The organism is Massilia sp. KIM, from assembly GCF_002007115.1.
Taxonomy (GTDB): domain Bacteria; phylum Pseudomonadota; class Gammaproteobacteria; order Burkholderiales; family Burkholderiaceae_D; genus Telluria.
This window is the reverse complement of sequence record NZ_MVAD01000004.1, coordinates 374,446-400,955: the sequence shown is the minus strand read 5'-3', so window position 1 is coordinate 400,955 and position 26,510 is coordinate 374,446. Positions and strand designations below refer to the sequence as shown.

The 26,510-nt window shown below is 68.7% G+C and carries 23 protein-coding genes; 16 read left to right on the top strand and 7 right to left on the bottom strand.

What is annotated here, in order from left to right; genetic code table 11:
* Window positions 1–108: 108 nt before the first annotated feature.
* The 7 genes from B0920_RS26165 to B0920_RS24360 all read right to left on the bottom strand — a co-directional run bounded on the left by B0920_RS26165 (window position 109) and on the right by B0920_RS24360 (window position 5,875).
* Window positions 109–1,107, bottom strand: a complete 999-nt coding sequence (locus B0920_RS26165) for an EDSAP-1 family PEP-CTERM protein (protein ID WP_078035283.1) — start codon at window positions 1,105–1,107, stop codon at window positions 109–111.
* 220 nt (window positions 1,108–1,327) lie between these two features.
* A complete protein-coding gene (locus B0920_RS24385; RefSeq protein ID WP_078035282.1) occupies window positions 1,328–2,419 on the bottom strand; it encodes a nucleotidyltransferase family protein in 1,092 nt (363 codons plus the stop codon).
* On the bottom strand, window positions 2,416–3,327 hold the full coding sequence (locus B0920_RS24380; RefSeq protein ID WP_078035281.1) for an HprK-related kinase A: 912 nt from the start codon (window positions 3,325–3,327) through the stop codon (window positions 2,416–2,418). Before B0920_RS24380 ends, B0920_RS24385 begins: the two co-directional genes overlap by 4 nt.
* Entirely contained in the window at window positions 3,327–3,578 is a 252-nt protein-coding gene (locus B0920_RS24375; RefSeq protein WP_078035280.1) for an HPr-rel-A system PqqD family peptide chaperone, read from the bottom strand. Before B0920_RS24375 ends, B0920_RS24380 begins: the two co-directional genes overlap by 1 nt.
* A gap of 36 nt (window positions 3,579–3,614) precedes the next feature.
* Complete coding sequence (locus tag B0920_RS24370; protein ID WP_078035279.1) at window positions 3,615–4,211, bottom strand: hypothetical protein; 597 nt, start codon at window positions 4,209–4,211, stop codon at window positions 3,615–3,617.
* A gap of 184 nt (window positions 4,212–4,395) precedes the next feature.
* Complete coding sequence (locus B0920_RS24365) at window positions 4,396–5,016, bottom strand: XrtA/PEP-CTERM system exopolysaccharide export protein (RefSeq protein ID WP_143745902.1); 621 nt, start codon at window positions 5,014–5,016, stop codon at window positions 4,396–4,398.
* Between the two features lie 127 nt (window positions 5,017–5,143).
* The gene (locus B0920_RS24360; protein WP_229456848.1) at window positions 5,144–5,875 is read right to left on the bottom strand and encodes a serine protease; all 732 of its coding nucleotides are present in this window, start codon (window positions 5,873–5,875) and stop codon (window positions 5,144–5,146) included.
* Between the two features lie 369 nt (window positions 5,876–6,244).
* Here B0920_RS24360 and B0920_RS24355 point away from each other — a divergent pair, with 369 nt between their 5' ends.
* The 16 genes from B0920_RS24355 to B0920_RS24280 are packed head-to-tail and all read left to right on the top strand — an operon-like array spanning window position 6,245 to window position 26,457.
* Window positions 6,245–7,780, top strand: coding sequence for an XrtA system polysaccharide chain length determinant (locus B0920_RS24355; RefSeq protein ID WP_078035276.1), 1,536 nt, complete (start codon window positions 6,245–6,247; stop codon window positions 7,778–7,780).
* 17 nt (window positions 7,781–7,797) lie between these two features.
* Window positions 7,798–8,718: an XrtA-associated tyrosine autokinase gene (locus B0920_RS24350; protein WP_078035275.1), complete on the top strand. Its 921-nt coding sequence runs from the start codon at window positions 7,798–7,800 to the stop codon at window positions 8,716–8,718.
* A complete protein-coding gene (locus tag B0920_RS24345) occupies window positions 8,699–10,261 on the top strand; it encodes a TIGR03016 family PEP-CTERM system-associated outer membrane protein (RefSeq protein WP_179119284.1) in 1,563 nt (520 codons plus the stop codon). The genes B0920_RS24350 and B0920_RS24345 overlap by 20 nt, the downstream gene beginning before the upstream one ends.
* 13 nt (window positions 10,262–10,274) lie before the next feature.
* Entirely contained in the window at window positions 10,275–11,333 is a 1,059-nt protein-coding gene (locus B0920_RS24340) for an XrtA/PEP-CTERM system-associated ATPase (protein WP_078035273.1), read from the top strand.
* Window positions 11,330–12,214, top strand: a complete 885-nt coding sequence (locus tag B0920_RS24335; RefSeq protein WP_078035272.1) for an XrtA system polysaccharide deacetylase — start codon at window positions 11,330–11,332, stop codon at window positions 12,212–12,214. The genes B0920_RS24340 and B0920_RS24335 overlap by 4 nt, the downstream gene beginning before the upstream one ends.
* A gap of 7 nt (window positions 12,215–12,221) precedes the next feature.
* On the top strand, window positions 12,222–13,319 hold the full coding sequence (locus B0920_RS24330; protein ID WP_078035271.1) for a FemAB family XrtA/PEP-CTERM system-associated protein: 1,098 nt from the start codon (window positions 12,222–12,224) through the stop codon (window positions 13,317–13,319).
* Window position 13,320: 1 nt separating this feature from the next.
* Entirely contained in the window at window positions 13,321–14,514 is a 1,194-nt protein-coding gene (locus B0920_RS24325) for a TIGR03087 family PEP-CTERM/XrtA system glycosyltransferase (protein ID WP_078035270.1), read from the top strand.
* On the top strand, window positions 14,505–16,049 hold the full coding sequence (gene xrtA / locus B0920_RS24320; RefSeq protein WP_078035269.1) for an exosortase A: 1,545 nt from the start codon (window positions 14,505–14,507) through the stop codon (window positions 16,047–16,049). The genes B0920_RS24325 and xrtA overlap by 10 nt, the downstream gene beginning before the upstream one ends.
* A complete protein-coding gene (locus tag B0920_RS24315; protein WP_078035268.1) occupies window positions 16,049–17,236 on the top strand; it encodes a TIGR03088 family PEP-CTERM/XrtA system glycosyltransferase in 1,188 nt (395 codons plus the stop codon). Before xrtA ends, B0920_RS24315 begins: the two co-directional genes overlap by 1 nt.
* Window positions 17,224–19,128 (top strand): XrtA/PEP-CTERM system amidotransferase, encoded by a 1,905-nt coding sequence (locus B0920_RS24310; RefSeq protein WP_078035267.1) that lies wholly within the window; start codon window positions 17,224–17,226, stop codon window positions 19,126–19,128. The genes B0920_RS24315 and B0920_RS24310 overlap by 13 nt, the downstream gene beginning before the upstream one ends.
* A gap of 53 nt (window positions 19,129–19,181) precedes the next feature.
* Window positions 19,182–20,381, top strand: coding sequence for a TIGR04063 family PEP-CTERM/XrtA system glycosyltransferase (locus tag B0920_RS24305; RefSeq protein ID WP_078035347.1), 1,200 nt, complete (start codon window positions 19,182–19,184; stop codon window positions 20,379–20,381).
* On the top strand, window positions 20,378–21,547 hold the full coding sequence (locus B0920_RS24300; protein WP_078035266.1) for a glycosyltransferase family 4 protein: 1,170 nt from the start codon (window positions 20,378–20,380) through the stop codon (window positions 21,545–21,547). The genes B0920_RS24305 and B0920_RS24300 overlap by 4 nt, the downstream gene beginning before the upstream one ends.
* A 5-nt stretch (window positions 21,548–21,552) precedes the next feature.
* Entirely contained in the window at window positions 21,553–22,506 is a 954-nt protein-coding gene (locus B0920_RS24295; protein ID WP_179119282.1) for a glycosyltransferase, read from the top strand.
* Window positions 22,503–23,660 carry a glycosyltransferase family 1 protein gene (locus B0920_RS24290; RefSeq protein ID WP_143745896.1) on the top strand — a complete coding sequence of 386 codons (1,158 nt, stop codon included), beginning with the start codon at window positions 22,503–22,505 and terminating at the stop codon, window positions 23,658–23,660. Before B0920_RS24295 ends, B0920_RS24290 begins: the two co-directional genes overlap by 4 nt.
* Window positions 23,657–24,973 carry a glycosyltransferase gene (locus tag B0920_RS24285; RefSeq protein ID WP_078035263.1) on the top strand — a complete coding sequence of 439 codons (1,317 nt, stop codon included), beginning with the start codon at window positions 23,657–23,659 and terminating at the stop codon, window positions 24,971–24,973. The genes B0920_RS24290 and B0920_RS24285 overlap by 4 nt, the downstream gene beginning before the upstream one ends.
* A complete protein-coding gene (locus B0920_RS24280; protein ID WP_078035262.1) occupies window positions 24,970–26,457 on the top strand; it encodes an oligosaccharide flippase family protein in 1,488 nt (495 codons plus the stop codon). The genes B0920_RS24285 and B0920_RS24280 overlap by 4 nt, the downstream gene beginning before the upstream one ends.
* Window positions 26,458–26,510 lie beyond the last annotated feature (53 nt).

The following is a 26,510-nucleotide window of genomic DNA, read 5'->3' as shown; positions in this document are numbered from 1 at the left end:
GTGCATGCAGGACAGCGAAAGCCCCCATGGCGGGGGGCGCCCTGCCGCCCATAAAAAAAAGCAGTTCCGGCAAGGCCGGAACTGCTTTGATTGCTAGCGCCGAAGAGCTCAGGCTTTGCGCTGGCGGCGACGGCCCATCAGGCCCAGGCCACCCAGGCCGAGGCCCAGCAGGGCGAGCGAGCCCGGTTCCGGCACGGCCTTGCGGGTCGAGTCGGTCGAGGTCATCGCCAGGGTCAGGGTGTAGGAGCCTGCATTCAGGATGCCGGTCATGGCGCGGAAGGCGCCCAGGGTGGCGAGGTCGGAATAGTTCGATTCGCCGGCGGTCAGGCGGCTGATCGACTGGTTCAGGTTCTCGGCATCCAGGTATTCCATGCCGCCGATCAGGCCGGTCACGCCGTTGGCGCCGCCGGCACGGCCGTTCGGAGCCCAGCTGAACACGGTCTCGCCTTCCATGATCGTCGAGCCGTCCGGCAGCGTGCCGCAACCAACGCTCGAGGCGCAGGCGATGGTCAGGCTGGCGCTCAGGGTACCTTGTGCGAAGGTGCCGGTGGTCGGCTGCAGGAAGGTGCGGATCAGCGGGTCGGCGAGGAAGCTGAAGTCCAGGGTCGCGCCTTGGCCAGCGGTGAAGCTGGCCGTAAAGCCGGTCGCCGAGGAGTTGGTCGAGGTACCCGATGCCGAGCCTGCGTCGCGCAGGTGGCTTTCAGCGATGGTGTAGGCGTTGAACGGCAGGCCGCCACCAGGGCCGTGTTCGATCAGCGCGTCAGCATAGGAGTAGTTGGTCGCTGGCAGGGCGCGGCCCACCGGGGTGATCGTACCGCCGGTGAATGCGGCGTTGTTACCGAGCACCGGGTTCGAACCCGGGGCCACGGCGATATTGGCGTCCGAGATACCGGTGCCGCCGTTCGGGCCTGCGCCGGCGCCGTTCAGGATCGCGCTGGTCGAGGAGGTATCGACCGAGGCGAAGAAGCTCACGTTGGTCGTGACGATGTTGAAGTTCTGGATGTTCATCGCAGCCAGTGCGTGCGAACCTGCCTGAGCGCTGCCTGCAGCACCAAGCATGACCATGGTCGAGGCTGCGGCGACCAGTTTCAGTTTAAGGTTTTTCATGTGTAAGTCCTCGTTGTGCGTTGCAATCAGCAGTAATATTCGTCGAGCTCGCTTTGTGTTGACGCTCGATCATCATTAAGCAACTAGCGTGCCAGAAAATTTTTTACTTTATTATTCAACAACTTGTAAATTCCGGCCGCCGGCTATCGCGACAAAGCCGGGTCAGGTGTAAAAAAAATCGACAGCTTCCAGGCCTGGGAGCGGCGGCCAAGGGCGGCGGTCAGACGCCAGCTACCTGCTGCTTCTTGGAAACAAACGCCTTGCGTGTCAGGTGCCGCGCCAGCAGCAAGGGCGGCATGCGCAGCCAGTTGCCGCGGATGTAGAGGAAAAAGCGGGCGATCGGGCTGAGCCAATCGTCGCAGCTCGGGTGCTGGGGTCGCAGGGCGCGCTCGAACAAGCCGTCCATCAAGGCCAGCTGGGGGGCGGCGGGAGCGGCCGGCGCCATGGCCTCGAGCACCCGCTGCGGCACAGACGTGCCGAGCAAGCGCCTGCCGTAGCGGAGGGCGTAGAACAGCGGGCGTCCGAGCTCCAGCTCGCGCGCGCGGCGCGGCAAGGCATCCCAGAAATCCTCGCTGGCGCCGAAGTGGGCAAACAGGCGGTGCAGGTCGTACAGGCCGCGCAGTCCATGGTGGAACTCGCCCTCGTAGAACAGGTGGACCGCGCTGTGCAGCACCATGTCCACCGGAGCGAGGGTGCGCAGCCGCGGCTGGCCCGGCACCGGCAGCGCAGCCCGCCACAGCTTGGCCGAGTCCGGCCGCGCGGCCGCGGTACGCGGCAGGATCGCGTGGTGCACGTCGAGCACGGTCTGGCGACGGGCGTGCTGCATCGGCGGCAGCTCGTGCATCCACTCGCGATAGTAGCGCTGGTCGTAGGGGTCGGGATTGCTGGTGACCCAGCCTTCCAGCATCAGGGCCGCCTCGACCTCGCCCAGGTGCTCAGGGGGAACAAGGATGTCGATGTCGGAGAACAGGCGGCCGCGCGCCGGCGGCAGGTCGGCCAGCGCGTAGGCGGCGCCCTTGAGCAAAAGCAGCGGAACGCCCAGCGGCTCCAGCAGCCGCGCCAGTTCGCCGACCTCCCACGTCAAGCCCTGGCGGTGGCGCCGCATCAGTGGCGGCAGCCAGGCGAACTGTTCGCGCACCGGGGCCGGAAGCCGCTCCAGCAGCCCGTGCTCCTCGGCCAGGGCCAGAACGGTCGCGCTCATCTCCGCGCGCTCGGCCTGGCGCAACAGCAGGTCCCAGTCGGCCAGCCCGAGCGCAGCCATGGATTCCGGCGCGCGCAGGACCTGCAGCAGCGGCGAAGCCTGCGCCTTCATGCGGCCGCCATGCGATCGAAGAGCGCCAGCGCCTCGTCCAGGTGGCCGTAGCTCAGCTCGAAACCGGGCGCGGCCTCGACCAGGCCGGCCAGGGCCTCGAAGCCCTCGCGTCCAAGGAGGCCATAGTTGAAGCTGTTCTCCGCCACCCGCGTGAAGGTGCGCGCCGGCGCGAGCGTGTCCATCTGCACGGCCGCGCCGGCCACGTAGCGCGGGAACACGATCCAGCCCGGACGGGCAGCTTCCTCGGCGCGCTGCACGCTGTCGCGCGGCGCCTTCAGGTGGGCGATGGTGCCCTTCGCGGTGTCCCTGACTTCGGGGCTGAACACGGCTTGCGGAGCGAAGGCGCGGATCACGCCGATCGACGCGTTCTTGAGGCTGACCGGTCGCGGCACCGGCTGGACCAGGCCATCGGCCAGGCGCACCAGGCACAGCTCGTCCGACAGCAGGCGCCAGCCGGAGCACACCAGGGCGGCGCACAGGGTGCTCTTGCCGGAGCCGGGCGGCGCCGGCAGGACGGCCACCCTGCCGTTCTTCTCGACCGCCGCGGCGTGGATCATCAGGTAACTATGGGCGCGGCTCGAGATATACCAGTTGAATACCCACTCGAACATGGGAAACGCCTGGTCCAGCGGCAGCGGCAGGAAGGGCGCGGCGCCCTCCATGTCGAAGGCGACCTGGGGCCGCAGCCAGCGTCGCGGGCCATACGGACGGCGCAGGTGGATGTGGAAATCGGCGAAGGGCGCGCCGACCTCGGCCGGGTAGTCGCCATACAGCAGGGCAAGGGTGTCGGCGACGGCGGGCAGCCCCGAACGCACACGCACGCTGAAGGCGCCGGTGCGCAGGCACAGCTTGCCTTCGCGCAGGGCGCCGCGCAGGGTGGGCGCCGTCAGCTCGGAAAGCGTGGACATCAGGCGCGTTCGATCAGGTTGAGGCCGGCGAGCTGCTCGAGGGCCAGGACCAGCGCATCGCGATCCCCGGCCTCGACGTCCAGGGCCTGCGCGAGCACGTCCTCGTCCGCGGGAGCCGCCTGCAGGCGCAGCAGCAATTGCATGGCATCAGGGCCGAACAAATGGGTATCGCCCGAGATGTCGTTGTACACCACGTATTCGTCTTCCCAGCCGCGGTGGCTCAAGCGTTGGCCGTCAATCAGTTTCCACATCTCTAGCGCAGCAAGGCCATCGGAAGCGCAAGCGGATCAGTGCTCGGTACGGGACAGGTAGTAAGCGACGTCGGCCGCGGTCCAGCGCGTTCCCGCCTTCGGCGAATAATAGCCGTACTTGCACAGGTCGTGCCACATGATCTTAAGGCTGGTCTCAGTGAAGTAATTGATCTTGTTGCTGCGCACATTGAGGTAGGCAGCGACCAGGTGGGCGCCCAGGTTGTAGGGATCCTGGCTGTTGTTGTTGTCGGTCAGCACCTGCATCAGGGTGCCGCGCTGATACAGGGTGGTGCCGCCGCCGGGGAAGACCGAGGCGAAGGTGGTGGCCGGACGGTATTTGGTGGCGGTCGGATAGCAACCGGAGGGCCAGGCCTGGGGCCAGTTCTTCCAGTAGCCCGGCGACAGGCCGGAACAGATCACGGTCTGGTTGCCGGGGCTGCTCTTGAGGTTGCCCGACATGAAGCCGGAGGGCGATTTGCAGATATAGGTAGCCATGGCCGGCGGGCTGGCCACCGTCAGGATCACCCCCGAAGCCTTGATGCCGGTGCTGGCGAAGCGACGCCGCCGCGGATTGCTCGGCGCCCCTTCGGCGTTCGGCGCGGAATCTTGGTCCTGGTTGTCCACAATCTTCATCCCATTCAATGTGAGCGTACTAAGTCACCCGGTGATGTGCCCCACCGCTTTCTAAAAAACAAGCAATAAGTATTCCACACGTGCGGCCGGCCTTGCATCTCAATGAAATCAAGGACTTGAATCGGGCGCCGCGCGCCCGCCCCGGCTCAGGCCGGGCTGGATGTAAAAAAACCCGACAGCAGGCTCAGAAGAAGCTCTCGGGCACCACCAGCACGTCGCCTGGGCGCATCGACAGGTTGGCGCTCATGTCGCCCGATTTCAACAGGTCGTCCAGGCGCACGGCCAGTTTCTGCTGCTTGCCGTCGACGGTACGAATAATCTGGGCCTTGTTACCGGACGCAAACTCGCTGACGCCGCCGACGGCGATCAGGACATCCATCAGCGACATGCCGTTACGGTAGGGCAGCGCCTGCGGCTTGATGGCCTGGCCGATGACGCGGATCTGATCCTGGTACATGCCGACAAAGCCGGTCACGACCACGGTCACCACCGGCTGCTGGATGTATTTCGCGAGCGCCGCTTCGATGTCGCGCGCGAGCTGGGTCGAGGTCTTGCCGGCGGCCGGCAGGTCTTCCACCAGCGGCGTGGTGATCTTACCGTCCGGACGAACCGGCACCGACAGCGACACTTCCGGATTACGCCACACGATGATGTTGATGTTGTCGCCCGGACCGATCAGGTAATCGGTCGGCACGACCGGCGGGGAGTCGGCGGCGACCGTCGTGCCGGTGCTGGCGCAGCCAGCCAGGGCCAGCGCGGTCAGGGTAGCGGAAACCAGGGCCAGCCACTTCTTCGTACCAAACATATCCATGCCTTCCTCGATGCACGACGGCGCCAGGCGCCAGGGAATAGTTGCAAATATCGCTAGTATTACTGCCAATATTTTAACCTATCCAGACACCTCGGCAATGTCTTCGACGCAATTCCATGCTTTATGGCGTCTTCTGTTGCAGAAGTGCATGAATGTACTTGGCGGGCACGGCGTAACTGATGCCGCTCGGATTCGTGATCGCGTTTTCCTTCGCGCCTTTCACCACGCCCATGTTAACAATCCCCAACACAATCCCGCTCTCCGGATCGTAGACCGGGCTCCCGCTATTGCCGGGGTAGGCCGTGGCGTCGAGCTGGAAGAGCTTGAACTGCGACTGCCGCAACTGGTTGATCACGCGCGCGTTCAATCCCTGTCCGCCGCGCACCGGCATGATGGCCGGGGTGATCGCCGCCAGGGTCGCACGGTGCGTGGCGGCAAAGGGGCCCAGGCCCACGCCCAGCGGAAAACCGGTGAAGGCAAGATCCTGGCCTTCGGCGGCCTTGTCCGAGTCGCCCAGCTGCAGGGCCGGCAGCGGCGTCCCGCTCAGGCGCAGGCGCGCCAGGTCGTGTTCGCGGTCGCGCGCCTCCAGCACTGCGGGACGGAACACCACGCCGTCACCGACCGCCAGCACTATGCCCAAAGTTTCTTTACGTTCGGTATCGATCACGTCCGGCACCACGTGCGAATTGGTGATCACGGTCAGGCCATCGCCGACCACGAAGCCGGTGCCGGCGAAGCTGACCGCCGGGCTGCGGGTCGGCAGGTGGCTGCCGACGGCAACCACGGAGCGCTTGACGGCGGCCACGGTCGCGACGAGCGGGCCTGCAGACACCGGCTGATGTATTGTCGCCACGCTAAGAACCATTGCCACCGCGCACGATTGCCATTTAGATAGCATTTTAGGCAAGCCGAACATAGAATATGGGAACATCTATTCACCTAAAACATGTCGTTGTCACAATACGGATGCACAATAGAAAAAGTGACAAAAGTAAAGATGTTGTATGATTAGCTAGGTTGAGTAAAAAATTGCAACTTCGCGGAACTGAAGTAGTTTCTCAACTTCAACTAAGTGTTGGAAAGACGCGGGAAAGGTGGCGTTGCCGCTACGGTTTTCCATTATGCAATTGCAAATACTCTAAGCGCAAGCGATCATTGTTCACCTTACTCCGTTTAGCCGCCCGCAAGTCCACAGCTCGTTCACCTTCCGAGATTACCCTCCATGGCTGAAATTTCCGCCGTCATTCTGACGTTCTTAAAAGCAATCGGTAAGTACCGGTGGCACGCCGTCGCCGTGTCCTGGGTGGTCGCCCTGGTCGGCTGGGCCGTCGTGTTCTCGCTGCCGAACAACTTCCAGGCCAGCGCCCGGGTCTATGTCGACACCCAGAGCATCCTCAAGCCGCTGCTGGCCAACATGACCGCCCTGCCCAACATCGAGCAGCAGGTGATGTTCATGCGCAGCACCCTGATCAGCCGGCCCAATGTCGAGCGCGTGATCCGCATGGCCGACCTGGACGTCACCACCAAGAGCCAGAAGGAACACGAGCAGCTGGTGGACGACCTGATCGACAATATCAAGCTGGTCGGCACCGAACGCGACGACATCTACACCATCACCTACAACGATCCGAACCCGAAGCTGGCCAAGGACATCGTGCAGTCGCTGCTGACCATCTTCGTGGAGGGCAGCTTCGGCGGCAAGAAGCAGGAGTCGGAAAAGGCGATCCAGTTCATCGACGACCAGATCCGCAGCTACGAGGAAAAGCTGGCCGCCGCCGAAAACCGGGTCAAGGAATTCAAGATCCAGCACCTGGGCATGTTCCCCAACCAGGGCGACTCGAGCAGCCGGCTGAACGAGATGAACGAACAGCTGAACATGGCGCGCCTGCAGCTGGCCGAAGCGGAACAGGCGCGCAACGCCATCAAACGCCAGATCACCGGCGACGACCCGGCCGCGGTCGCTGCCGAAATCGCCGATCCGGCCGGGGCCAACCCCGAGCTGGAAGGCCGGATCGCGTCGATCCAGAAGAACATCGACCAGTTGCGCATGCAGTTCACCGACGCCCATCCGGACATCGTGTCGGGCAAGCGCCTGCTGGCCGAACTCGAGGCGCAGAAACAGGAAGAACTCAAGAAGCGCAAGAAGAGCGCCGATCCGGGCGCCAACTACAGCCCCATGCTGCAGCAGCTGAACGTCCAGCTCTCGGTCGCCGAAGCCCAGGTGGCCTCGCTCCGTACCCGGGTCGACATGCTGGCCGCGCGCGTCGGGACCATGCGCACCCAGATCGTCGGCGCGCCCGAGATCGAGGCCCAGCTGGCCCAGCTCAACCGCGACTATGAAATCAACCGCGAGAACTACCAGAAGCTGGTCGAGCGCCGCGAGTCGGCCAAGCTGTCGGGCGACCTCTCTTCGGCCACCGACATGCTGACCTTCCGCGTGATCGATCCGCCGACCGTGCCTTCGACCCCGGCCGGCCCGCATCGCCTGCGCCTGGCGAGCCTGGTGTTCGCGGGCGCGCTGGCGGCCGGCCTGGCCGTCGCCCTCCTGATGAGCCAGGTTCGTCCGACCTTCCTGTCGCAATCGGTGCTGCGCGAGGTGACCGGCATGCCGATCCTGGGCACGGTCAGCATGACCTGGACCGACGAACAGAAGGTCCGGCAGAAACGCCGCCTGTGGGCGCTGGGCATCTCGGTGCTCATGCTGCTTGCGGCATACAGCGCGGTGATCGCGATGACCGTGGTTAAAGGCAGCACTTAAAGACGCCAGGAGCACAAGTGAGCATTATCGAAAAAGCGGCCAACCGCATCGAGCAGGGCGCAGCCGCGTCCAAGCCCCAGGTCTCCGGCGCGGCCACGCGCCCCGTCGCGGACGATCTTCCCCTGGCCGTCGAGGCGCTCGCCGCCGCGCCGGCAGCCCCAACGCCTGAGCCCGGGGCATCGGTGGAGGCGCCCGCGGCGCCGCGCCGCAGCGCGCCCCAGCAGGTCCATCTCGACCTCGAGCGCATGCGCAACATGGGCATGGTGACCGCGGCCGCCGGCCGCACGCCGGTGGTCGAGGAATTCCGCATCATCAAGCGGCCGCTGCTCAAGGACGCCTTCCTGCCGCGCGAGCCTAACGGCAAGCCGAACAACCTGATCATGGTGACCAGCTCACTGGCCGGCGAAGGCAAGACCTTCTGCGCGATCAACCTGGCGATGAGCATCGCCATGGAGCTGGACCACACCGTGCTGCTGGTGGATGCCGACGTGGCCCGTCCCTCGGTGCTGCGCACCCTCGGCCTGCCGGCCCAGCGCGGCCTGATGGACGTCCTGCTGAACGACAATCTGGACGTCGGCGACGTCCTGCTGCGCACCAACGTCGACACCTTGTCGATCCTGGCCGCCGGCGCCAGCAATCCGCGCGCCACCGAGCTGCTGGCCAGCCAGTCCATGCGCAACCTGGTCTACGAGATCGCCAACCGCTATCCGGACCGGGTCGTGATCTTCGATTCGCCGCCGATCCTGCTCACCAGCGAGGCGCGCGTGCTGGCCAGCCACATGGCCCAGATCGTGATGGTGGTGGAAGCCGAAACCACGACCCAGCATGCGGTCAAGGATGCGCTGCACCAACTCGAAGGATGCCGCAACGTCAATCTCATCTACAACAAGATGCGTGCCTTCCCGGGCGAAACCACGTATGACTACAACTATGGCTGAGCGCGCGCCGCATGGCCGGCGCCTGCCGCGCCGCGCCCTGCTGCCGCTGCTGGTCGGGCTGGCCTTCGCCCCGTGCAGCCGGGCGGAGATCACCTTCACGCCCAGCATGATCGTCAAGGAAACCTGGACCGACAACGTCAACCTGTCCCCGCGCGAACAGGCGCGCAGCGAGTTCGTCACCGAGCTCGCCCCGGCCTTCTCGGTGGCGGCCCGCAACCAGCGCATGCAGCTGGCCGCGCGCTACCAGTTCCGCCGCTTCCTGTACAGCGACGACGATGCCCCCAACCTGCGCGACAGCGGCAGCGACCTGCAGGCCGATTTCAAGGCCCGCGTGCTCGACGACCTGCTGTTCCTGGACGCCGCCGCGAGCCGTGGCCAGCAGACGGTATCGGCCTTCGGCCAGCAGTTCTCCGACAACCCCTACAGCACCAGCAACCGCACCAACGTGTCGACCTGGCGCGTCAGCCCCTATCTGACCCATCGCTTCGGCTCGAGCGCCGTGCTGCTCGCCCGCTACACGCGCGATTCGGTCGAAACGGGGCGCGAGGGCTATGGCAACACGCGCGGCGATTCCTACAGCCTCGCGCTCTCCAGTCCCCAGGAACGCCGCATCGGCTGGAACCTGCGCTACGACCGCCAGGACCTGACCGACCGGCTGGCCGGCGACTCCTCGACCGAAAGCATCGGCGCCGGGCTGTCGTGGCGGGTGCTGCCGACCCTGACCCTGAACGCGGGCGGCGGCTACGATGACAATGATTACCAGGCGCTCGGCGGGCGCACGCGCGGCAACAACTGGAACGCGGGCTTCCAGTATTCGCCCTCGGCCCGCACCACGCTGAGCATGAGCGTCGGCCATCGCTACTTCGGCAAATCGCGTTCCCTGTCGGCGCTGCACCGCAGCCGCCACACGGTCTGGAACATCGGCTTCAGCGAATCGGTCACCACCACCCGTTCGCAATTCACGCTGCCCTCCGCGGTCGACACCGCCGAGCTGCTGGACCGCCTGTTCACGCCCAACTTCCCGGACCCGGAACAGCGCCGCCTGGCGATCGCCGCCTACCTCCAGGCCACCGGCCTGCCGCCCACGCTGGCCGACGACGTCAACTACCTGAGCAACCGCTACATGCTGCAGAAGCAGTTCCAGGCCTCGGCGGCGTTCCAGGGAGCGCGCAGCACCTTGCTGCTGTCGCTCTACGACACCCGGCGCGAGGCCTTGTCAGTGCAGCAGGCCGACAGCTCCCTGCTGGGCAGCAGCCTGTTCAACCTGAACGACAACACGCGCCAGCGCGGGGTGGCGGCGAACATGACCTACCGCCTGTCGGCGCGCGCCAGCGCCTACGCGCTGCTGAACGCCGCGCACAGCAATTCCCTGTCGACCGGGGCGCGCCAGACCAACCGCGGGGTGCGCCTCGGCCTGCAGCGCCGCTTCCAGCGCGCCCTGCAGGGCAACGTGGAGCTGCGCCGGCTCGAAGGTTCGGGCAGCGGCGGCGGCACCTCGTATTCCGAGAACGCGATCTCGGCGACCCTTTCGATGACGTTCTGAGCGGACCCGCGCCATGTACGAATCCTATTACCAGTTCAGCGACAAGCCCTTCCGGCTGCGCCCCGACCCGCACTTCTTCTTCGCCAGCAAGGGCCACAAGCGGGCCATGGCCTACCTCGAGTACGGCCTGTCGCAGGGCGAAGGATTCATCGTCATCACCGGCGAGGTGGGCGCGGGCAAGACCACCCTGGTGCGCAACCTGTTCAACCGCCTGCCCAAGGACAAGATCGTCGCGGCCCACATCGTCAACACCCACCTGGACGCCGATGACACGCTGCGCATGGTGGTGTCGAGCTTCGGCCTGCCGCTCGAGGGCAGCAAGGCCGACCTCCTGACCCGCCTCGAGCACTTCCTGCGCTTCGTCGACCAGCAGGGCAAGCGCGCGCTGCTGGTGATCGACGAAGCCCAGAACCTGAAGCCGCGCACGGTCGAGGAACTGCGCATGCTGTCGAATTTCCAGACCGAAGAGCGGCCGCTGCTGCAGACCTTCCTGCTCGGCCAGCCGGAATTCCGGGTCACCCTGCACAGCCCGGACATGCAGCAGCTGCGCCAGCGCGTGATCGCCAGCTACCACCTGGGCCCGATGGAAGCGGCCGAGACCCGCGCCTACATCGAGCACCGCCTGGCCACGGTCGGCTGGAACGGCGACCCCTCCTTCTCCGACGCGGCCCTGGCCGAGGTGCACGCCTACAGCGGCGGCATCCCGCGCAAGGTCAACACCCTGATGGACCGGGTGCTCCTGATGGGCTACCTGGAAGAGCTGCACGGCTTCGACGAAGAGCACATCCGCACCGTCATCCGCGACATCGCCGACGAGTTCCGCCTGCCGGAAGGCGCCGGCCTGGCCGACGCCGCGGCGGTGCCGGCGGCGGCGCGCGAAGCCGTGCTGCGCGGGGGCGAGGTGCGCACCGGCGGCCAGCTGGCCGGCCTGGACGCCCCCGAACTGGCGGCCGCCCACCCGGACGGCCATACCGACGAGCGCCTGGTGCGCCTCGAGAAATCCCTGGTCTCGGTGCTGTCGCTGCTGAAGAAAGTGGTCGGCGACCAGCCCGGCGTGGAGGACAAGCCATGAAGATCGATCCGAGCGAACTGCAGCAGCTGGCCGCGCCCGGCGGCCGGCCGGTGAACGCCATGACCTGCGACGTCGAGGACTACTTCCAGGTCTCGGCCTTCGCGCCCTACATCGCGCGCGACAGCTGGCCGCAGCGCGAATGCCGGGTCGAGGCCAACATGGAGCGCATCCTGGACCTGTTCGCGCGCCACGGCGTGAAGGCGACCTTCTTCACCCTCGGCTGGATCGCCGAGCGCTACCCCCAGGTGGTGCGCGCGATCGTGGCCGGCGGCCACGAGCTCGCCAGCCACGGCTATGGCCACCTGCGCGCTTCCGACCAGGACCGCGCCGCCTTCGATAACGACATCCGCAGCAGCAAGGCGCTGCTGGAGGACATCGGCGGGGTCGAGGTGCTCGGCTACCGCGCGCCCAGCTTCTCGATCGGCCAGGGCAACCTGTGGGCGCTCGACGCCCTGCGCGCGGCGGGCTACCGCTACAGCTCCAGCATCTACCCGGTGCTGCACGACCACTACGGCATGCCGGACGCGCCGCGCTTCCCCTTCCACCCGAACGGGCCGGACGGCCTGCTCGAGGTCCCGATCACCACCGTGCGCCTGGGCGGGCGCAACCTGCCGGCTGGCGGCGGCGGCTACTTCCGCCTGCTGCCCTACGCCCTGTCGCGCTGGATGCTGCGCCAGGTGAACCGCAAGGACGGCCGCAGCGCCCTGTTCTATTTCCACCCGTGGGAGATCGACCCCGGCCAGCCGCGCCCCGAGGGCCTGGACGCCAAGTCGCGCTTCCGCCACTACGTCAACATCGGCCGCATGGAAAAGCGCCTGGAACAGCTGGCCCGCGACTTCACCTGGGACCGCATGGACCGGGTCTTCCTCGGCACACAATAAACTCGCCATGAACTCGATCATCGAAGCCGCGCAGGCCAAGCGGGCCGCCCCGGTCATCGCGGCCGGCCCGCAGACCCTGCACCTGCTGCAGCCGCACGAATACGCCCGCTGGGACGCCTTCGTGCGCGCCTGCCCCGAGGCCACCTTCTTCCACCTGTCCGGCTGGCAGAAAGTGATCGAGGAATCGTTCGGCATCAAGACCTGGTTCTATTACGTACAGCAGGACGGCGCGATCCAGGGCGTGCTGCCGCTGGCCCAGATCAAGAGCCGGCTGTTCGGCCATGCGCTGGGCGGGATGCCCTTCTGCGTCTACGGCGGCCCGGCCGCGGTCGACGCCGGCGCGCGCCGCATGCTGGACGAAGCCGCGCACGCCTTGGCGCAACAGCTGGGCGTCGGCCACCTGGAATACCGCGGCATGCAGCGCTTCCACCCGGACGACCCGGCCTGGCACACCAAGGAACTCTACGTCACCTTCCGCAAGGCGATCTCGGGCGACGACGAAGAGAACATGAACGCGATCCCGCGCAAGCAGCGCGCCATGGTGCGCAAGGGGATCAAGCTGGGCCTGCGCGGCGTGGTCGAGAACGACGTCGAGCGCATGTTCGCCGCCTATGCCCACAGCGTGCACCGGCTCGGCACCCCGGTGTTCCCCAAGAAGTACTTCGCCCTGCTGCAACAGGTGTTCGGTGAGGAATGCGAGGTGCGCGTGATCGAGACCGCCGACGGCCAGCTGGTGGCGGCGGTGCTGTCCTTCTACTGGCGCGACGAGGTGGTGCCCTACTACGGCGGCGGCATGGACATCGCGCGCGAGGTGGCGGGCAATGATTTCATGTACTGGAACCTGATGCAGGCCGCGGCCGCGCGCGGCTGCCGCCTGTTCGACTTCGGGCGCAGCAAGCTCGGCACCGGCGCCTACGACTTCAAGAAGAACTGGGGCTTCACTGCCCAGCACCTGCCCTACGAATACAAGCTGTACGGCGCCACCGCCCTGCCGGACAACAACCCGCTCAATCCCAAGTACCAGCTCTTCATCAAGTTGTGGAAGAAGCTGCCGCTGCCGCTGGCCAACGCGCTCGGCCCCCACATCGTCAGGAACCTCGGATAACATGGACGACCTGCTGCTGCTGGTGCACCGGATTCCCTTCCCGCCCAACAAGGGCGACAAGATCCGCTCCTACCACCTGCTGCGCCACCTGGCGGCGCGCTACCGGGTGCATCTCGGCACCTTCGTCGACGCGCCCGAAGACTGGCAGTACGTGGACCAGGTGCGCGCGCTGTGCGCCGGCAGCCATTTCGCCAAGCTGGATCCGACCCTGGCGCGCCTGCGCAGCCTCGGCGCGCTGCTGGGCGGACGGGCGCTGTCGGCCGACTACTACCGCGACGCCGGCATGCGCGGCTGGGTCGAACGCACCATGCGCGAGCACGACATCGCGCGCGTGGTGGTGTTCTCCTCGCCGATGGCGCAATACGCCCTGCCCTACACAGAGGCGCGCCGGGTGATCGACTTCTGCGACGTCGACTCCGACAAGTGGCGCCAGTACGCCCAGCAGAAATCCTGGCCCATGAGCTGGCTGTACGGCCGCGAGGCGCGCACCCTGCTGGCCTACGAGCGCGAGGTGGCCCGCGTGTGCGACTCGGCGCTGTTCGCCACCGAGCCCGAGGCCCAGCTGTTCCGCGAACTGGCGCCGGAGAGCGACGCCAAGATCGGCCACTTCAACAACGGCGTCGACACCGAGTATTTCTCGCCCGCGCGGCCCTACGCCACCCCCTATGCGGAAGGCGAGCGCGCCGTGGTGTTCACCGGGGCCATGGATTACTGGCCCAACGTCGACGCGGTGCAATGGTTCGCGGCCGAGATCTTCCCGCGCCTGCTGGCGCGCCTGCCCGACCTGCGCTTCTACATCGTGGGCGCGCGCCCGACCCCGGCGGTGCAGGCCCTGGGCCGCCAGGACGGCGTGACGGTGACCGGCACGGTGCCGGACGTGCGCCCCTACCTGGCCCACGCCGCGGTCTCGGTGGCGCCGCTGCGGGTGGCGCGCGGCATCCAGAACAAGGTGCTGGAAGCGATGGCCATGGCCCTGCCGGTGGTGGTCACGCCGCAGGCGCTGGAGGGCGTGCAGGCCGAGCCCGGAGCCGACCTGCTGCTGGCCGAAGGCGCCGAAGACTTCGCGCAAGCCGTGCTGCGTGTGCTCGGCGAGGACCACGGCGCGCTGCGCAGCCGCGCGCGCGAACGTGTCGAACGCATGTATAGCTGGCCGAGCAACCTGGCCAGGATCGAAGCGAGGCTGGAATGCAACTGATCCCTCCCCCCGAACTGGTCAAGCCGGCCGGCGCCCTGGATTCCACCCGCGCCGCGCTGATCGCGCTGGCGCTGCTGTCCCCGCTCCTGTTCTACTTCGACACCGCCGCCTCGATCGTCGCGCTGTGGAACAGCTCCGAGACCTTCGCCCACGGCTACGTGGTGGCGCCGATCAGCCTGTGGCTGGCCTGGCGCCGGCGCGAGCTGCTGCGCACCCTGCCGCTCGAACCCTGGTGGCCGGCGCTGGCGCTGGTGGCGGTGGCCGGCCTGGGCTGGCTGGTGGCGACCCTGGGCGAAGTCCAGGTGGTGCGCCAGTACGCTTTCGTGGCCATGTTCCCGCTGGCCGTGCTGGCGGTGTGCGGACGGCGCATCGCCGGCGCGCTCGCCTTCCCGCTCCTGTTCCTGCTGTTCGCCGTGCCCTTCGGCGAGGTCTTCGTCGCTCCGCTGATCGAATTCACCGCCGACTTCACGGTGGCGGCGCTGCGCCTGACCGGCATCCCGGTGCTGCGCAACGGCACCATGTTCGAGATTCCCAGCGGCAGCTGGTCGGTGGTCGAGGCCTGCAGCGGCCTGCGCTACCTGATCGCCTCGATCACCCTCGGCTGCCTGTACGCCTACCTGAGCTACCGCTCCTGGAAGCGGCGCGCGCTGTTCATCGCGGTCTCGGTGGTGGTGCCGATCATCGCCAACGGTCTGCGCGCCTACATGATCGTCATGATCGGCCACCTGTCCAGCATGCGCCTGGCCGCCGGCGTCGACCACATCATCTACGGCTGGCTGTTCTTCGGCCTGGTGATGTTCCTGATGTTCTGGGTCGGGCGCCTGTGGCAGGAAGACGAGTCGACGGCGGACGCCGCCGCCGCGCTCGCCGCCGCCGCTCCCGGGCGCCGCGCCGCGCCGGCCGTCTTCGCCGGCGCCGGCCTGGCCTTCGCCGCCCTGGTCGCGCTGTGGCCGGCGCTGGCGGCGCTTAACGAGCGCGCCGTCGCCCTGCCCCAGCCCTCGCGCCTGGCGCAGCCGGCGCTGGCCTGGGAAAGTGCGCCCCCGTTCACCAGCTGGCGTCCCGACTTCGTCGATCCGGACGCGCGCCTGGACCGCACCCTGGCGGCCGGCGGCGCCCCGGTGGCGCTCTCGATCCTCTACTACCGCAACGACGGCAGCGGCCGGCCCCTGATCAGCTCCGTCAACCGCCTGGCGGGGGAACACAACCAGTACCGTGAACTCGGCACCGAGCGCCGCGTGGAAACCGCCGGCGGACGCGCCTTCACCGTGCTGGAGACCCGCATCACCGGGCCCGAGGGCGAGCTGCTGTCCTGGCATTGGCTGCGGGTCGGCGGCCACGCCACCACCAGCGGCTACGTGGGCAAGGCCTGGCAGGCGCGCGAACGCCTGGCGCTGCGCCCGGGCGACGGCGCCGCGCTGATCTTCACCACCCCGCTGACGCAGGACAGGCAGGCCGCGCGCGACGCCTTGCGCGCCTTCCTGGCGGCGAACTACGCCCCGATCGACGCCGCGCTGGCGGCCACGGAGGCGCACTGATGCGCGACGCCGAGCAAGCGCCCCTGGTTGCGCACCTGCTCTACCGGCTCGACTTCGGCGGGCTGGAAAACCTGCTGGTCGAGCGCATCAACCGCATGCCGGCCCAGGCCTACCGGCATGCGGTGATCTGCCTGACCGGCTACACCGACTTCGCGCGCCGCATCAGCAAGCCGGGGGTCGAGCTCTACGCGCTCGACAAGCAGCCCGGCCTGTCGCCCGGCACCCACGCCGCCCTGTTCAAGCTGCTGCGCCGCCTACGCCCCGCCATCCTGCACACCTATAACCTGGCGGCGCTCGAATACGCCCCGGTGGCGCTGCTGGCCGGCGTGCCGGCGCGCGTCAACGGCCTGCACGGCCGCGACGCCTCGGACCCCGAGGGCCGCAATCCCAAGCACCGGCTGCTGCGCCGCCTGATGCTGCCCTTCTACGACTGCTGCTACGCCAACTCGGGCGACATGCTGGCCTGGAACCGCGAGTTCATCGGCGTTCCCGAGCACAAGAGCCGGCTGCTTGCCAACGGCATCGACGCCGAGCGCTTCCGCCCGCGCGCCGCCGGCGAGCCGCGTCCGGAGCTCGGCGCCGGCTTCGGCCCGGACTGCACCGTGATCGGCACCGTCGGCCGGGTCCAGGACGTCAAGGACCACGCCACCCTGCTGGAAGCCTTCGCCCTGCTGCGCGCGCGCCTGCCGCGCCAGGCGGCCGGCCTGCGCCTGGCGATCGTCGGCGACGGCCCGCTGCTGCCGGCCCTGCGCGCGAAGGCCGCCGCGCTCGGCCTGGACAGCCAGGTCTGGCTGCCCGGCGCCCGCAACGACGTGCCCGAGATCCTGCGCGCCTTCGACATCTACGCGATCTCCTCGATCGCCGAGGGCACGCCCGGCAGCGTGCTGGAAGCCATGGCCAGCCAGCTGCCTGCCGTCGGCACCCGCGTCGGTGGCGTGCCGGAGGTGATCGCCGAGGGCGTCACCGGCCAGCTGGTGCCGCCGCGCGACCCGCAGGCCCTGGCCGCAGCCCTGGCGCGCTACGTCGAGGATCCGCGGCTGGCGCTGGAGCACGGCGAGGCCGGGCGCCAGCGCGTGCTCACCCATTATTCGATGCCGGCCATGGTCGCCGGCTACCAGGCCCTGTACGACAGCCTGTGCGAACGTAAAACCCCCTTCAGGAAGAGCATCACATCATGTGTGGAATAGTCGGCATTTTCGATACCCGCGGCGCGCGCCCGATTGACCCGGCGCTGCTCAAGCGGATGAACGAGACCCAGCATCACCGCGGCCCCGACGAGGGCGACATCTACACCGAGCCCGGGGTCGGCTTCGGCCACCGCCGCCTGTCGGTGATCGACCTGGCCGCCGGACAGCAGCCGATGTTCAACGCCGCCGGCGACGTCGGCGTGGTGTTCAACGGCGAGATCTACAACTACCGCGAGCTGACCGCCGAGCTGCAGGGGATGGGCTACGCCTTCCGCACCAACAGCGACACCGAGGCCATCGTGCACGCCTGGGAAGCCTGGGGCGAGGATTGCGTGCACCGCCTGCGCGGCATGTTCGCGATCGCGATCTGGGACCGCAACAAGCGGACCATGTTCATGGCGCGCGACCACATGGGGGTCAAGCCCTTCTTCTACGCGCTGCTGCCCGACGGGATGTTCATCTTCGGCTCCGAGCTCAAGTCGCTGCGCGCCCACCCCGGCCTGTCGCGCGAGATCGATCCGACCGCGGTCGAGGACTACTTCGCCTATGGCTACGTGCCGGAGCCCAAGACCATCTACGGCGCCGCGCGCAAGCTGGCGCCGGGCTGGTGCCTCACGGTGCGCGTCGGCCAGCCGGTGCCGCAGCCGCGCCAGTACTGGGACGTGCCCTTCAAGCTGCACGAGAAGATGACCGAGCAGGACGCCGCCGGCGAACTGGCGGCGCGCGTGCGCGAGGCGGTGCAGAGCCAGCTCAAGGCCGACGTGCCCCTGGGCGCCTTCCTGTCCGGCGGGGTCGACTCGAGCGCGGTGGTGGCGATGATGGCCAATCTCACCGACGAGCCGGTCAACACCTGCTCGATCGCCTTCAATGACAAGGCCTTCGACGAATCCGAATACGCCGGCGTGGTGGCGGCCCAGTACAAGACCAACCATCACGTCGAGACCGTCGACACCGACGACTACGCCCTGCTCGACACCCTGGCCGGCCTGTACGACGAACCCTATGCCGACAGCTCGGCGATTCCCACCTACCGCGTGTGCCAGCTGGCCAGGAAGCGCGTCACCGTGGCCCTGTCGGGCGACGGCGGCGACGAGAACCTGGCCGGCTACCGCCGCTACCGCCTGACCATGGCGGAAGACGCGGTGCGCTCGAAGATCCCGTCCAGCCTGCGGCGCGGCGTGTTCGGCCCGCTCGGCAAGTACTATCCGAAGGCCGACTGGGCGCCGCGCGTGTTCCGCGCCAAGACCACCTTCGAATCGCTGGCGCGCGACCTGGTCGAGGGCTACTTCCACGGCGTGTCGATCATGTCGGACGCGATGCGCGCGCGCCTGTTCTCGGACGGCTTCCGCCTGCGCCTGCAGGGCTACCGCGCGCTGGACGTGATGCGCGGCCACGCCGCCAAGGCGCCCACCGACGACCCGCTGTCGCTGATCCAGTACCTGGACATGAAGACCTACCTGCCGGGCGACATCCTGACCAAGGTCGACCGCGCCAGCATGGCCCACGCCCTCGAGGTGCGGGTGCCGCTGCTCGACCACCAGCTGGTGGAATGGATCTCGGGCCTGTCGTCCTCGATCAAGCTGAAGAACGGCGAAGGCAAGTACATCTTCAAGAAGAGCATGGAGCGCCACCTGCCGCACGACATCCTGTACCGCAGGAAGCAGGGCTTCGCGGTGCCGCTGGCGGCCTGGTTCCGCGGTCCGCTGCGCCAGCGCGTGCGCGAGTCCCTGCTCGGCCCCGAACTGGCGGCCACCGGCATTTTCAACACCGCGTTCCTGCGCGAGCTCGTCGAGCAGCACGAGTCCGGGCGGCGCGATTACAGCGCGCCGATCTGGACTGTCCTGATGTTCGAGGCTTTCCTGCGCAAGGAGCTGGAAGGAGGCGCGGCATGAACCAGCCTGTCGTCCACCCGAACGTGCGCGACGCCGCGCACGGCGGCCGTCCGCTGCGCGTGCTGCATGTGCTCGACCACTCGATCCCGCTGCACAGCGGCTACACCTTCCGCACCCGCTCGATCCTGCAGCAGCAGCGCGCGCTGGGCTGGGAGACCTTCCACGTCACCAGCCCCAAGCACGGCCCGGCGCCGGCCGCCAGCGAAACCGTGGACGGCCTGGTGTTCCACCGCAGCCAGCCGGGCGCCATGGCCGGCGTGCCGGTGCTGAACCAGCTCGGCGTGATCAATGCCCTGGCGGCGCGCCTGCTGGAAGTGGCGCGCGAGGTCCGGCCCGACATCCTGCACGCCCATTCGCCCTCGCTGAACGCGGTCGCCGCCCTGCGCGTCGGCCGCAAGCTCGGCATTCCGGTGGTGTACGAGGTGCGCGCCTTCTGGGAAGACGCCGCAGTCGACCACGGCACCAGCAGCGAAGGCGGCCTGCGCTACCGCATCACGCGCGCGCTCGAAACCCATGCCTTGCGCCGGGCCGACGCCGTGACCACCATCTGCGAAGGCCTGCGCGGCGACATCGTGGCGCGCGGGATCCCCGCGAACAAGGTCACCGTGATCCCGAACGCGGTCGACATCGAGGACTTCAGCACCGAGGGCGCGCGCGACGAAACCCTGGCCGAACAGCTTGGCCTGGCGGGCAAGAAGGTGCTCGGCTTTATCGGCTCCTTCTACGCCTACGAAGGCCTGAACGTGCTGCTCGACGCCCTGCCGGGCATGCTGGAACGGGACCCCGCGATCCGCGTGCTGCTGGTCGGCGGCGGCCCGCAGGACGCCGCCCTGCGCGCCCAGGCCAAGCGCCTGGGCGTCGAGCACCAGGTGGTGTTCACCGGCCGCGTGCCGCACGCCGACGTGCAGCGCTATTACAACCTGGTCGACGTGCTGGTCTACCCGCGCCTGAAGATGCGCCTGACCGACCTGGTCACCCCGCTCAAGCCGCTTGAGGCGATGGCCCAGGGCCGGGTGCTGGTGGCCTCCGACGTCGGCGGCCACCATGAGCTGATCGAGGATGGCAAGACCGGCGTGCTGTTCGCCGCGGGCGACGCGCGCGCGCTGGCGGACAAGGCCCTTGCCCTGCTGGGCGCGCCCGGATCCTGGCCGGCACTGCGCCGCGCCGGACGCGCCTTCGTGGAACGCGAACGCAACTGGGCCGCCAGCGTGGCCCGCTACCAAGCCGTCTACGCCGCCGTGACACGGGCATGAAGATCCTCACCTTCAGCACTTTGTTCCCGAACCAGGTCCGGCCCAACCACGGCATTTTCGTCGAGACCCGCCTGCGCCACCTGGTGGCCAGCGGCGCCGTCAGCAGCCGGGTCGTGGCGCCGGTGCCCTGGTTCCCGTTCCGCCACCGGCGCTTCGGGCGCTACGCCGACTTCGCACGCGTGCCCGCCGCCGAGACCCGCCACGGGCTGTCGGTCACGCACCCGCGCTACCCGCTGCTGCCCAAGGTCGGCATGAACCTGGCGCCCGCCATGCTGGCCCAGGGCGCGCGCGCGACGCTGGGCCGCATGATCGACGAAGGCCACGACTTCGACCTGATCGACGCCCACTATTTCTACCCGGACGGGGTGGCCGCGGTGCGCCTGGGCCGCTATTTCAACAAGCCGGTGGTGATCACCGCGCGCGGTTCGGACATCAGCATGATCCCGCAACACCCGGTGCCGCGCCGCCTGATCCAATGGGCCGCCGCCAACGCCGCCCACCTGATCACGGTGTGCGACGCGCTCAAGACCGAACTCATGGCCCTGGGCGCCGAGCCGGGCCGCATCACCCCGCTGCGCAACGGCGTCGACCTGGAGCGCTTCCGGCCGCTGGCGCGCGACGCCATCCGCGAGGAGCTGGGGCTGGACGGCTTCGTCCTGCTTTCGGTCGGCAACCTGGTGGAGCTCAAGGGGCACGACCTGACGATCGGCGCCCTGCCCCTGCTGCCCGACGCCGTCCTGCTGCTCGCCGGCCAGGGCCCCGAACGCGCGCGCCTGGAAGCGCTGGCGCGCGAACTCGGGGTCGAGGATCGGGTGCGCTTCCTGGGCGTGCTGCCCCAGGCCGAGCTGGCGCGCTATTACAACGCCGCCGACGCCCTGGTGTTGGCCTCCAGCCGCGAAGGCTGGGCCAACGTGCTGCTCGAGGCGATGGCCTGCGGCACCCCGGTGGTGGCCAGCCGCGTGTGGGGCACGCCGGAGGTGGTGGCCGCACCGGGCGCCGGAGTGCTGATGGACGAGCGCAGCGCCGCCGGCGTGGCCGCCGGCGTGCAGCGCCTGCGCGCGGCCGGGATCGACCGCGCTGCGACCCGCCGCTACGCCGAAGGCTTCAGCTGGGACGCCACCACCGAGGGCCAGCTGCGCGTATTCAAGAATATCCTGCAACGATGAATTCCATGAAGTCTCCCCTGGTCTCGGTCGTGATCCCCTGCTACAACGCCGAGCGCTACATCGCGGCGACCCTGCGCTCGGTGCTGGCCCAGGAGCTCGCCGACATGGAAGTGATCGTGGTCGACGACGGCTCGCGCGACGGCTCGGTGGCCCTGGTGCGGGCGCAATTCCCCGAGGTGCGCGTGATCGAGCAGGCCAACGCCGGCGTGGCGGCGGCGCGCAACCGCGGCATCGCCGAGGCGCGCGGCGAGTGGATCGCTTTTGTGGACGCCGACGACATCTGGCTGCCCGGCAAGCTGAGCGCCCAGTTCGAGGAGATGGCGGCGGTTCCCGGCTGCCGCATGAGCTATACCGCCTGGCAGGTCTGGCCCTGCGCCGAGCCCGAGCCGGACCAGGCCTACCTGGAGGAGCTGCGCGCGCGCGCGGGCGACACGGCGCGCTGGAGCGGCGCCTCGGGCTGGATCTACCCCCAGCTGCTGCTGGACTGCGTGGTCTGGACCTCGACCGTGCTGGCGCAGCGCGCCCTGTTCGCCGAGATCGGCGGTTTCGACGCCGGCCTGCGGGTCGGCGAGGACTACGACCTGTGGCTGCGCGCCTCGCGCGTGACCCCGATCCAGCGCGTCGCGCGCCCGTATGCGCTGTACCGGATCCACCCGTCGAGCATCACCCATACGCTGCCGACGGCGAACTACCGCGCGATCGTGATCGGTCGCGCGCTCGCCAACTGGGGCATGCGCTCGCCCGACGGGCGCGAAGCCGACCATGCCCAGGTGAGGCGCCTGCTGGCCAAGAGCTGGAGCGATTATGCCGGCGCCCATCTGGCGCGCGGCAGCCTGGCGACCGCGCGCCGCGCCGGCTGGGCCGCACTGCGCACCGATCCCGTCCACGTCCCGGGCTGGAAGGTGCTGATCAAGTCGTACGCGCGCGCGCTGGCGCCGCACAAGGAGGAAGCAAGGTGAATCTGGAAATCGGGATGGTGGCGCGCTGCCTGAACACGGAACATATCCGCGGCATGGGCAAATACGTATACGAACTCCTGCGCCACGGCCAGGCGCATCCCGAACTCGGGTGGCGCCTGTTCGGCAACGATCCCCGCTACGGCATGGTGATTCCGCCCGGCGCCCGCGCCGAGGCCGAGGTATTCGGTTTCCGCGGCGACCGCTTCCGCGCCTGGGAGCAGGTCGGCCTGCCGCTGCGCCTGCGGCGGCGCCGTCCGGACGTGCTGCACGCCACCGAAGGCGCGCTGGCGCTGTGGCAGCCGGTGCCGACCGTGGTGACCGTGCACGACACCCTGGCCTGGGAAGAGCGCCCGGACACCTTGGGCGCCAGGCTCTACTGGGACCGCCTGGTCCCGGCCGCGCTGAACAAGTGCGCCCACGTGATCACGATCAGCGAGAGCTCGCGCAACGACATCCTGAAGCGCTGGCCCTGGCTGGAATCCAAGCTGACCGTGATCCCGCACGGGATCGACGAGGAGTATTTCCAGCCCGAGGACAGCCGCGTGCCGCCCGCGCTGGCGCAGCGCATCGGCGCCTCGCCCTACCTGGTCTACCTGGGCGGCCCGATGGCGCGCAAGCGCCCGGACTGGGCGATCGAGCTGCTGGCCGCCAGCCGCCAGCCCGGCCTCAAGCTGGTGATGTGCGGCTTCGGCAGCGCGGCGCGCGGCAAGGCCGAAGCGGCGCTGGCGCCGGCGCTGCGCGAACGCGTGCTGTTCGCCGAGTTCCTCCAGGATAGCGAACTGCGCGCCCTGTATCGCGGCGCCCAGGCGGTGCTCTACCCGACCCTGTACGAAGGCTTCGGCTTCCCGGCGGTGGAGGCCCAGGCGGCCGGCACCCCGGTGCTGTTCAGCGCCCTGGGCAGCCTGAAGGAACTCATCGGTCCCCTGTCCTTCGTGGTGCCGCCGCACGAGCGCGAGGCCTGGCTCGCGGCGATCGACGAAACCGCCCGGCTGGGCGAAGCGCGCGCAGAGCGCGCGCGCGCCGCCTCGGCCTGGGCCCGCGGTTTCGTCTGGCAGCAAAGCTTCAACCAGCACCTGGCGGTGTACCGCTCGGTGGCCATGGGCGCGCGCCGGGGCGGCCAGACCGTCCAGCGCCAGCACAGCACGCATTCATGAAAAAAGTTCTCGTCATCGCCTACCTGTACCCGCCGATCTTCAACTCCGGCACGCGGCGCAGCCTGGAATTCGTCAACCACCTGCCCGACTGCGGCTGGACGCCGCTGGTGCTCACCCTCGACAATCCCAACCCGGCCGAATGCGACCCGGCGCTGCTGGCCGAGGTGCGCGCCGGCACCCGGATCGAGCGCGCCCCGATGTGGAGCGCGCAGTTCGGCGCGCGCATCGGCAGGATGCTGGCGCCGCTGCTGCCGGCGGAGCGGGTGGCCGGGGCGATCGACTGGCGCCTGCGGCGCGCCTGGAACGTGCCGGACGGCGCGGCAGCCTGGGCGCCGAGCGCGGTCGAGCGCGCGCTCGCGCTGCACGCCGCCGAAGGATTCGACGCGATCTACGCCACCGGCTGGCCCTGGACCTCCTTCCTGGTCGCCGAGCAGGTCAGCCGGCGCACCGGCGTGCCCTATGTGGTCGACTACCGCGACCTGTGGAAACCGGGCGACGTCGCCTGGGACAACTCGACCTGGCTGCAGCGCCGCATCAATCCCCTGCTGGAACGCCGGGTATTGCGCCGCGCGGCGGCGGTGATCGCCACCACCAGGACCTTCCTCGGCCTGCTGCCCCAGGACGTGCTGCCGGCCCGGCGCTTCGCGATCACCAATGGCTTCAGTCCCGGCTTTCCGGCCGAGGCAGGCGCGCCGGCGCCCGCCGACGGCCTGGTGCGGATCGTCTACACCGGCGTCTGGCGCCCCGGCTACGGTCCGGACGACCTCTACCTCGCGGTGGCGGAACTCAAGCGGCGCGGCTCGCCCGCCCTGGCGCGCCTGCGGCTGTCGATGGCCGGCTTCGCGCCGGGCCGCGCGGCCGAGCACGGGATCGCCGAGCTGGTCGAGGAACGCGGCCGGGTCACCCATGCCGAGGCGGTCGCCATGATGCTGGGCGCGAGCGCGCTCTACCTGCCGGTGTCCAAGGGACTGTACGAATACGCCAGCATTCCCGGCAAGCTGTTCGAATACCTCGCCAGCGGCCGGCCGCTGCTGGCCTCGACCATCGCCGACAGCGAGGTCGGCGCCACCATCGCCCAGGTCGGCGGCGCGCTGCGCCTCGAGCCCGGCGACGTCGCGGGCCTGGCGGACGCGATCGAGCGCCTGTGCCTGGGCGGCCAGGACGCCCTGTTCTCGCCGCGCCGGCCCGAGCAGCTCGCGCGCTTCCAGCGCGACAACCTGACCCGCCAGCTGGCCCAGGTGCTGCAGGAGATCAGCGCGCCTCCGGCGGCGCAGGCGGCGCAGGCCGGCGAAGGCCGGGAAGCGCACCGATGAGCTCAGTGCGGCGCGCGGTCGCCTTCTCCTTCCTCGACAGCTATCTCGGGATCGCCCTCAACCTGGTCTCGTTCACGGTGCTGGCGCGCCTGCTGGCGCCGCAGGAGATCGGCCTGTATTCGGTGGCGCTGGCGATCATCGCCGTGACCCAGGTGATCCGCGATTTCGGCCTGGTCAGCTTCCTGATCCAGAAGAAGGAACTCGACCGCGAGTACATCGGCAGCGCCTGGGGCATGTCGCTCATCATGGGCGCCGCGCTGTTCGTGCTGATGCAGCTGGCCGCGCCCCTGATCGGCCATTTCTATGCCGATCCGCACATCACCACCATCGTCCAGGTGGTGACCCTGGGCTTCCTGCTGCTGCCCTTTAATTCCGTGTCGCTGGCGCTGCTGCGGCGGGAGCTCCAGTTCGACGTGCTGATGCGCATCAACCAGACCGGCGCGCTGCTCTCGACCTTGACCACCCTGCTGCTGGCCTGGCTCGGCATGGGTTCGCTGAGCCTGGCGATCGGCGCGGTGGTGACCCACGCCGCGGTGGCGGCCGGGCTGGCGCTGCGCGGCGCGCACCGGCGCCTGCCGCGCCCCAACCTGCTGCACTGGCGTGAAATCATGCGCTTCGGCGGGCCGGTCACCTTCGCCAACGTGATCACCTCGATCGCGATGGACATCAACGACCTGGTGGTCGGCAAGGTGATGGGTTTCAAGTCGGTCGCGCTGGTGAGCCGCGCCCAGGGCCTGATGAACCTGTTCCACCGCGACTTCATGGGAGCGGTGCGCAACGTCGCCTACCCCGCCTTCGCCCAGGCCAACCGCACCGGCAGCGGGGCGCTCGAGGACAAGTACCTGGCCAGCCTGGCGATGACGAGCGCGGTGGCCTGGCCCTTCTACGGCTTCGCCGCCCTGTTCGCGCTCGAGGTGCTGCGCCTGATGTTCGGCCCGCAGTGGGACCAGTCGGCGCCCCTGGTGCCGCTGTTCTGCGCCGCCGGTTCGTTCAGCGTGTTGGTCGGGCTGGTGCCGCCGCTGATGCTGGCGGCCGGGCACTCGAAGCACGTCGCCACGGCCGAACTGCTGTTCCAGCCGGCGCGCGCCATCATCCTGGCGCTGGTGGTGTACCACTTCCGCGACCTGGAGATCTTCGCGACCGCCGTGGTCGGCGTCGCCATGCTCCAGGTGCCGCTGCTGTACGCGATCAAGCAGCGCTGCCTGCCGACCCGTTTCGCGGCCCTCGGCCGGGTGCTCGGCGTCAACCTGCTGCTGGCCGCGCTGACGCTGGCGCCCGCGCTGCTGGTCAAGCTCTGGCTGCAGGCGCCGGGCCAGGCGCTGCCGACTTCGCGTTTCCTGGGCTGCGCCGGGCTGACGCTGCTGGCCTGGCTGGTCCTGCTGTGGGCATTCAAGCATCCCTTGTACCGCGAAGCGCTGCCCATGCTCGCCGCGCGCTTCAAGCGCAAGCGCACCGCCATCCCGCCTCCCGCGCCGCACGCCTGAGGCGGCGGCGCGCTCTCGATGAGACAAAAAAAAGCGCAGCCCCTGGCAGGGAC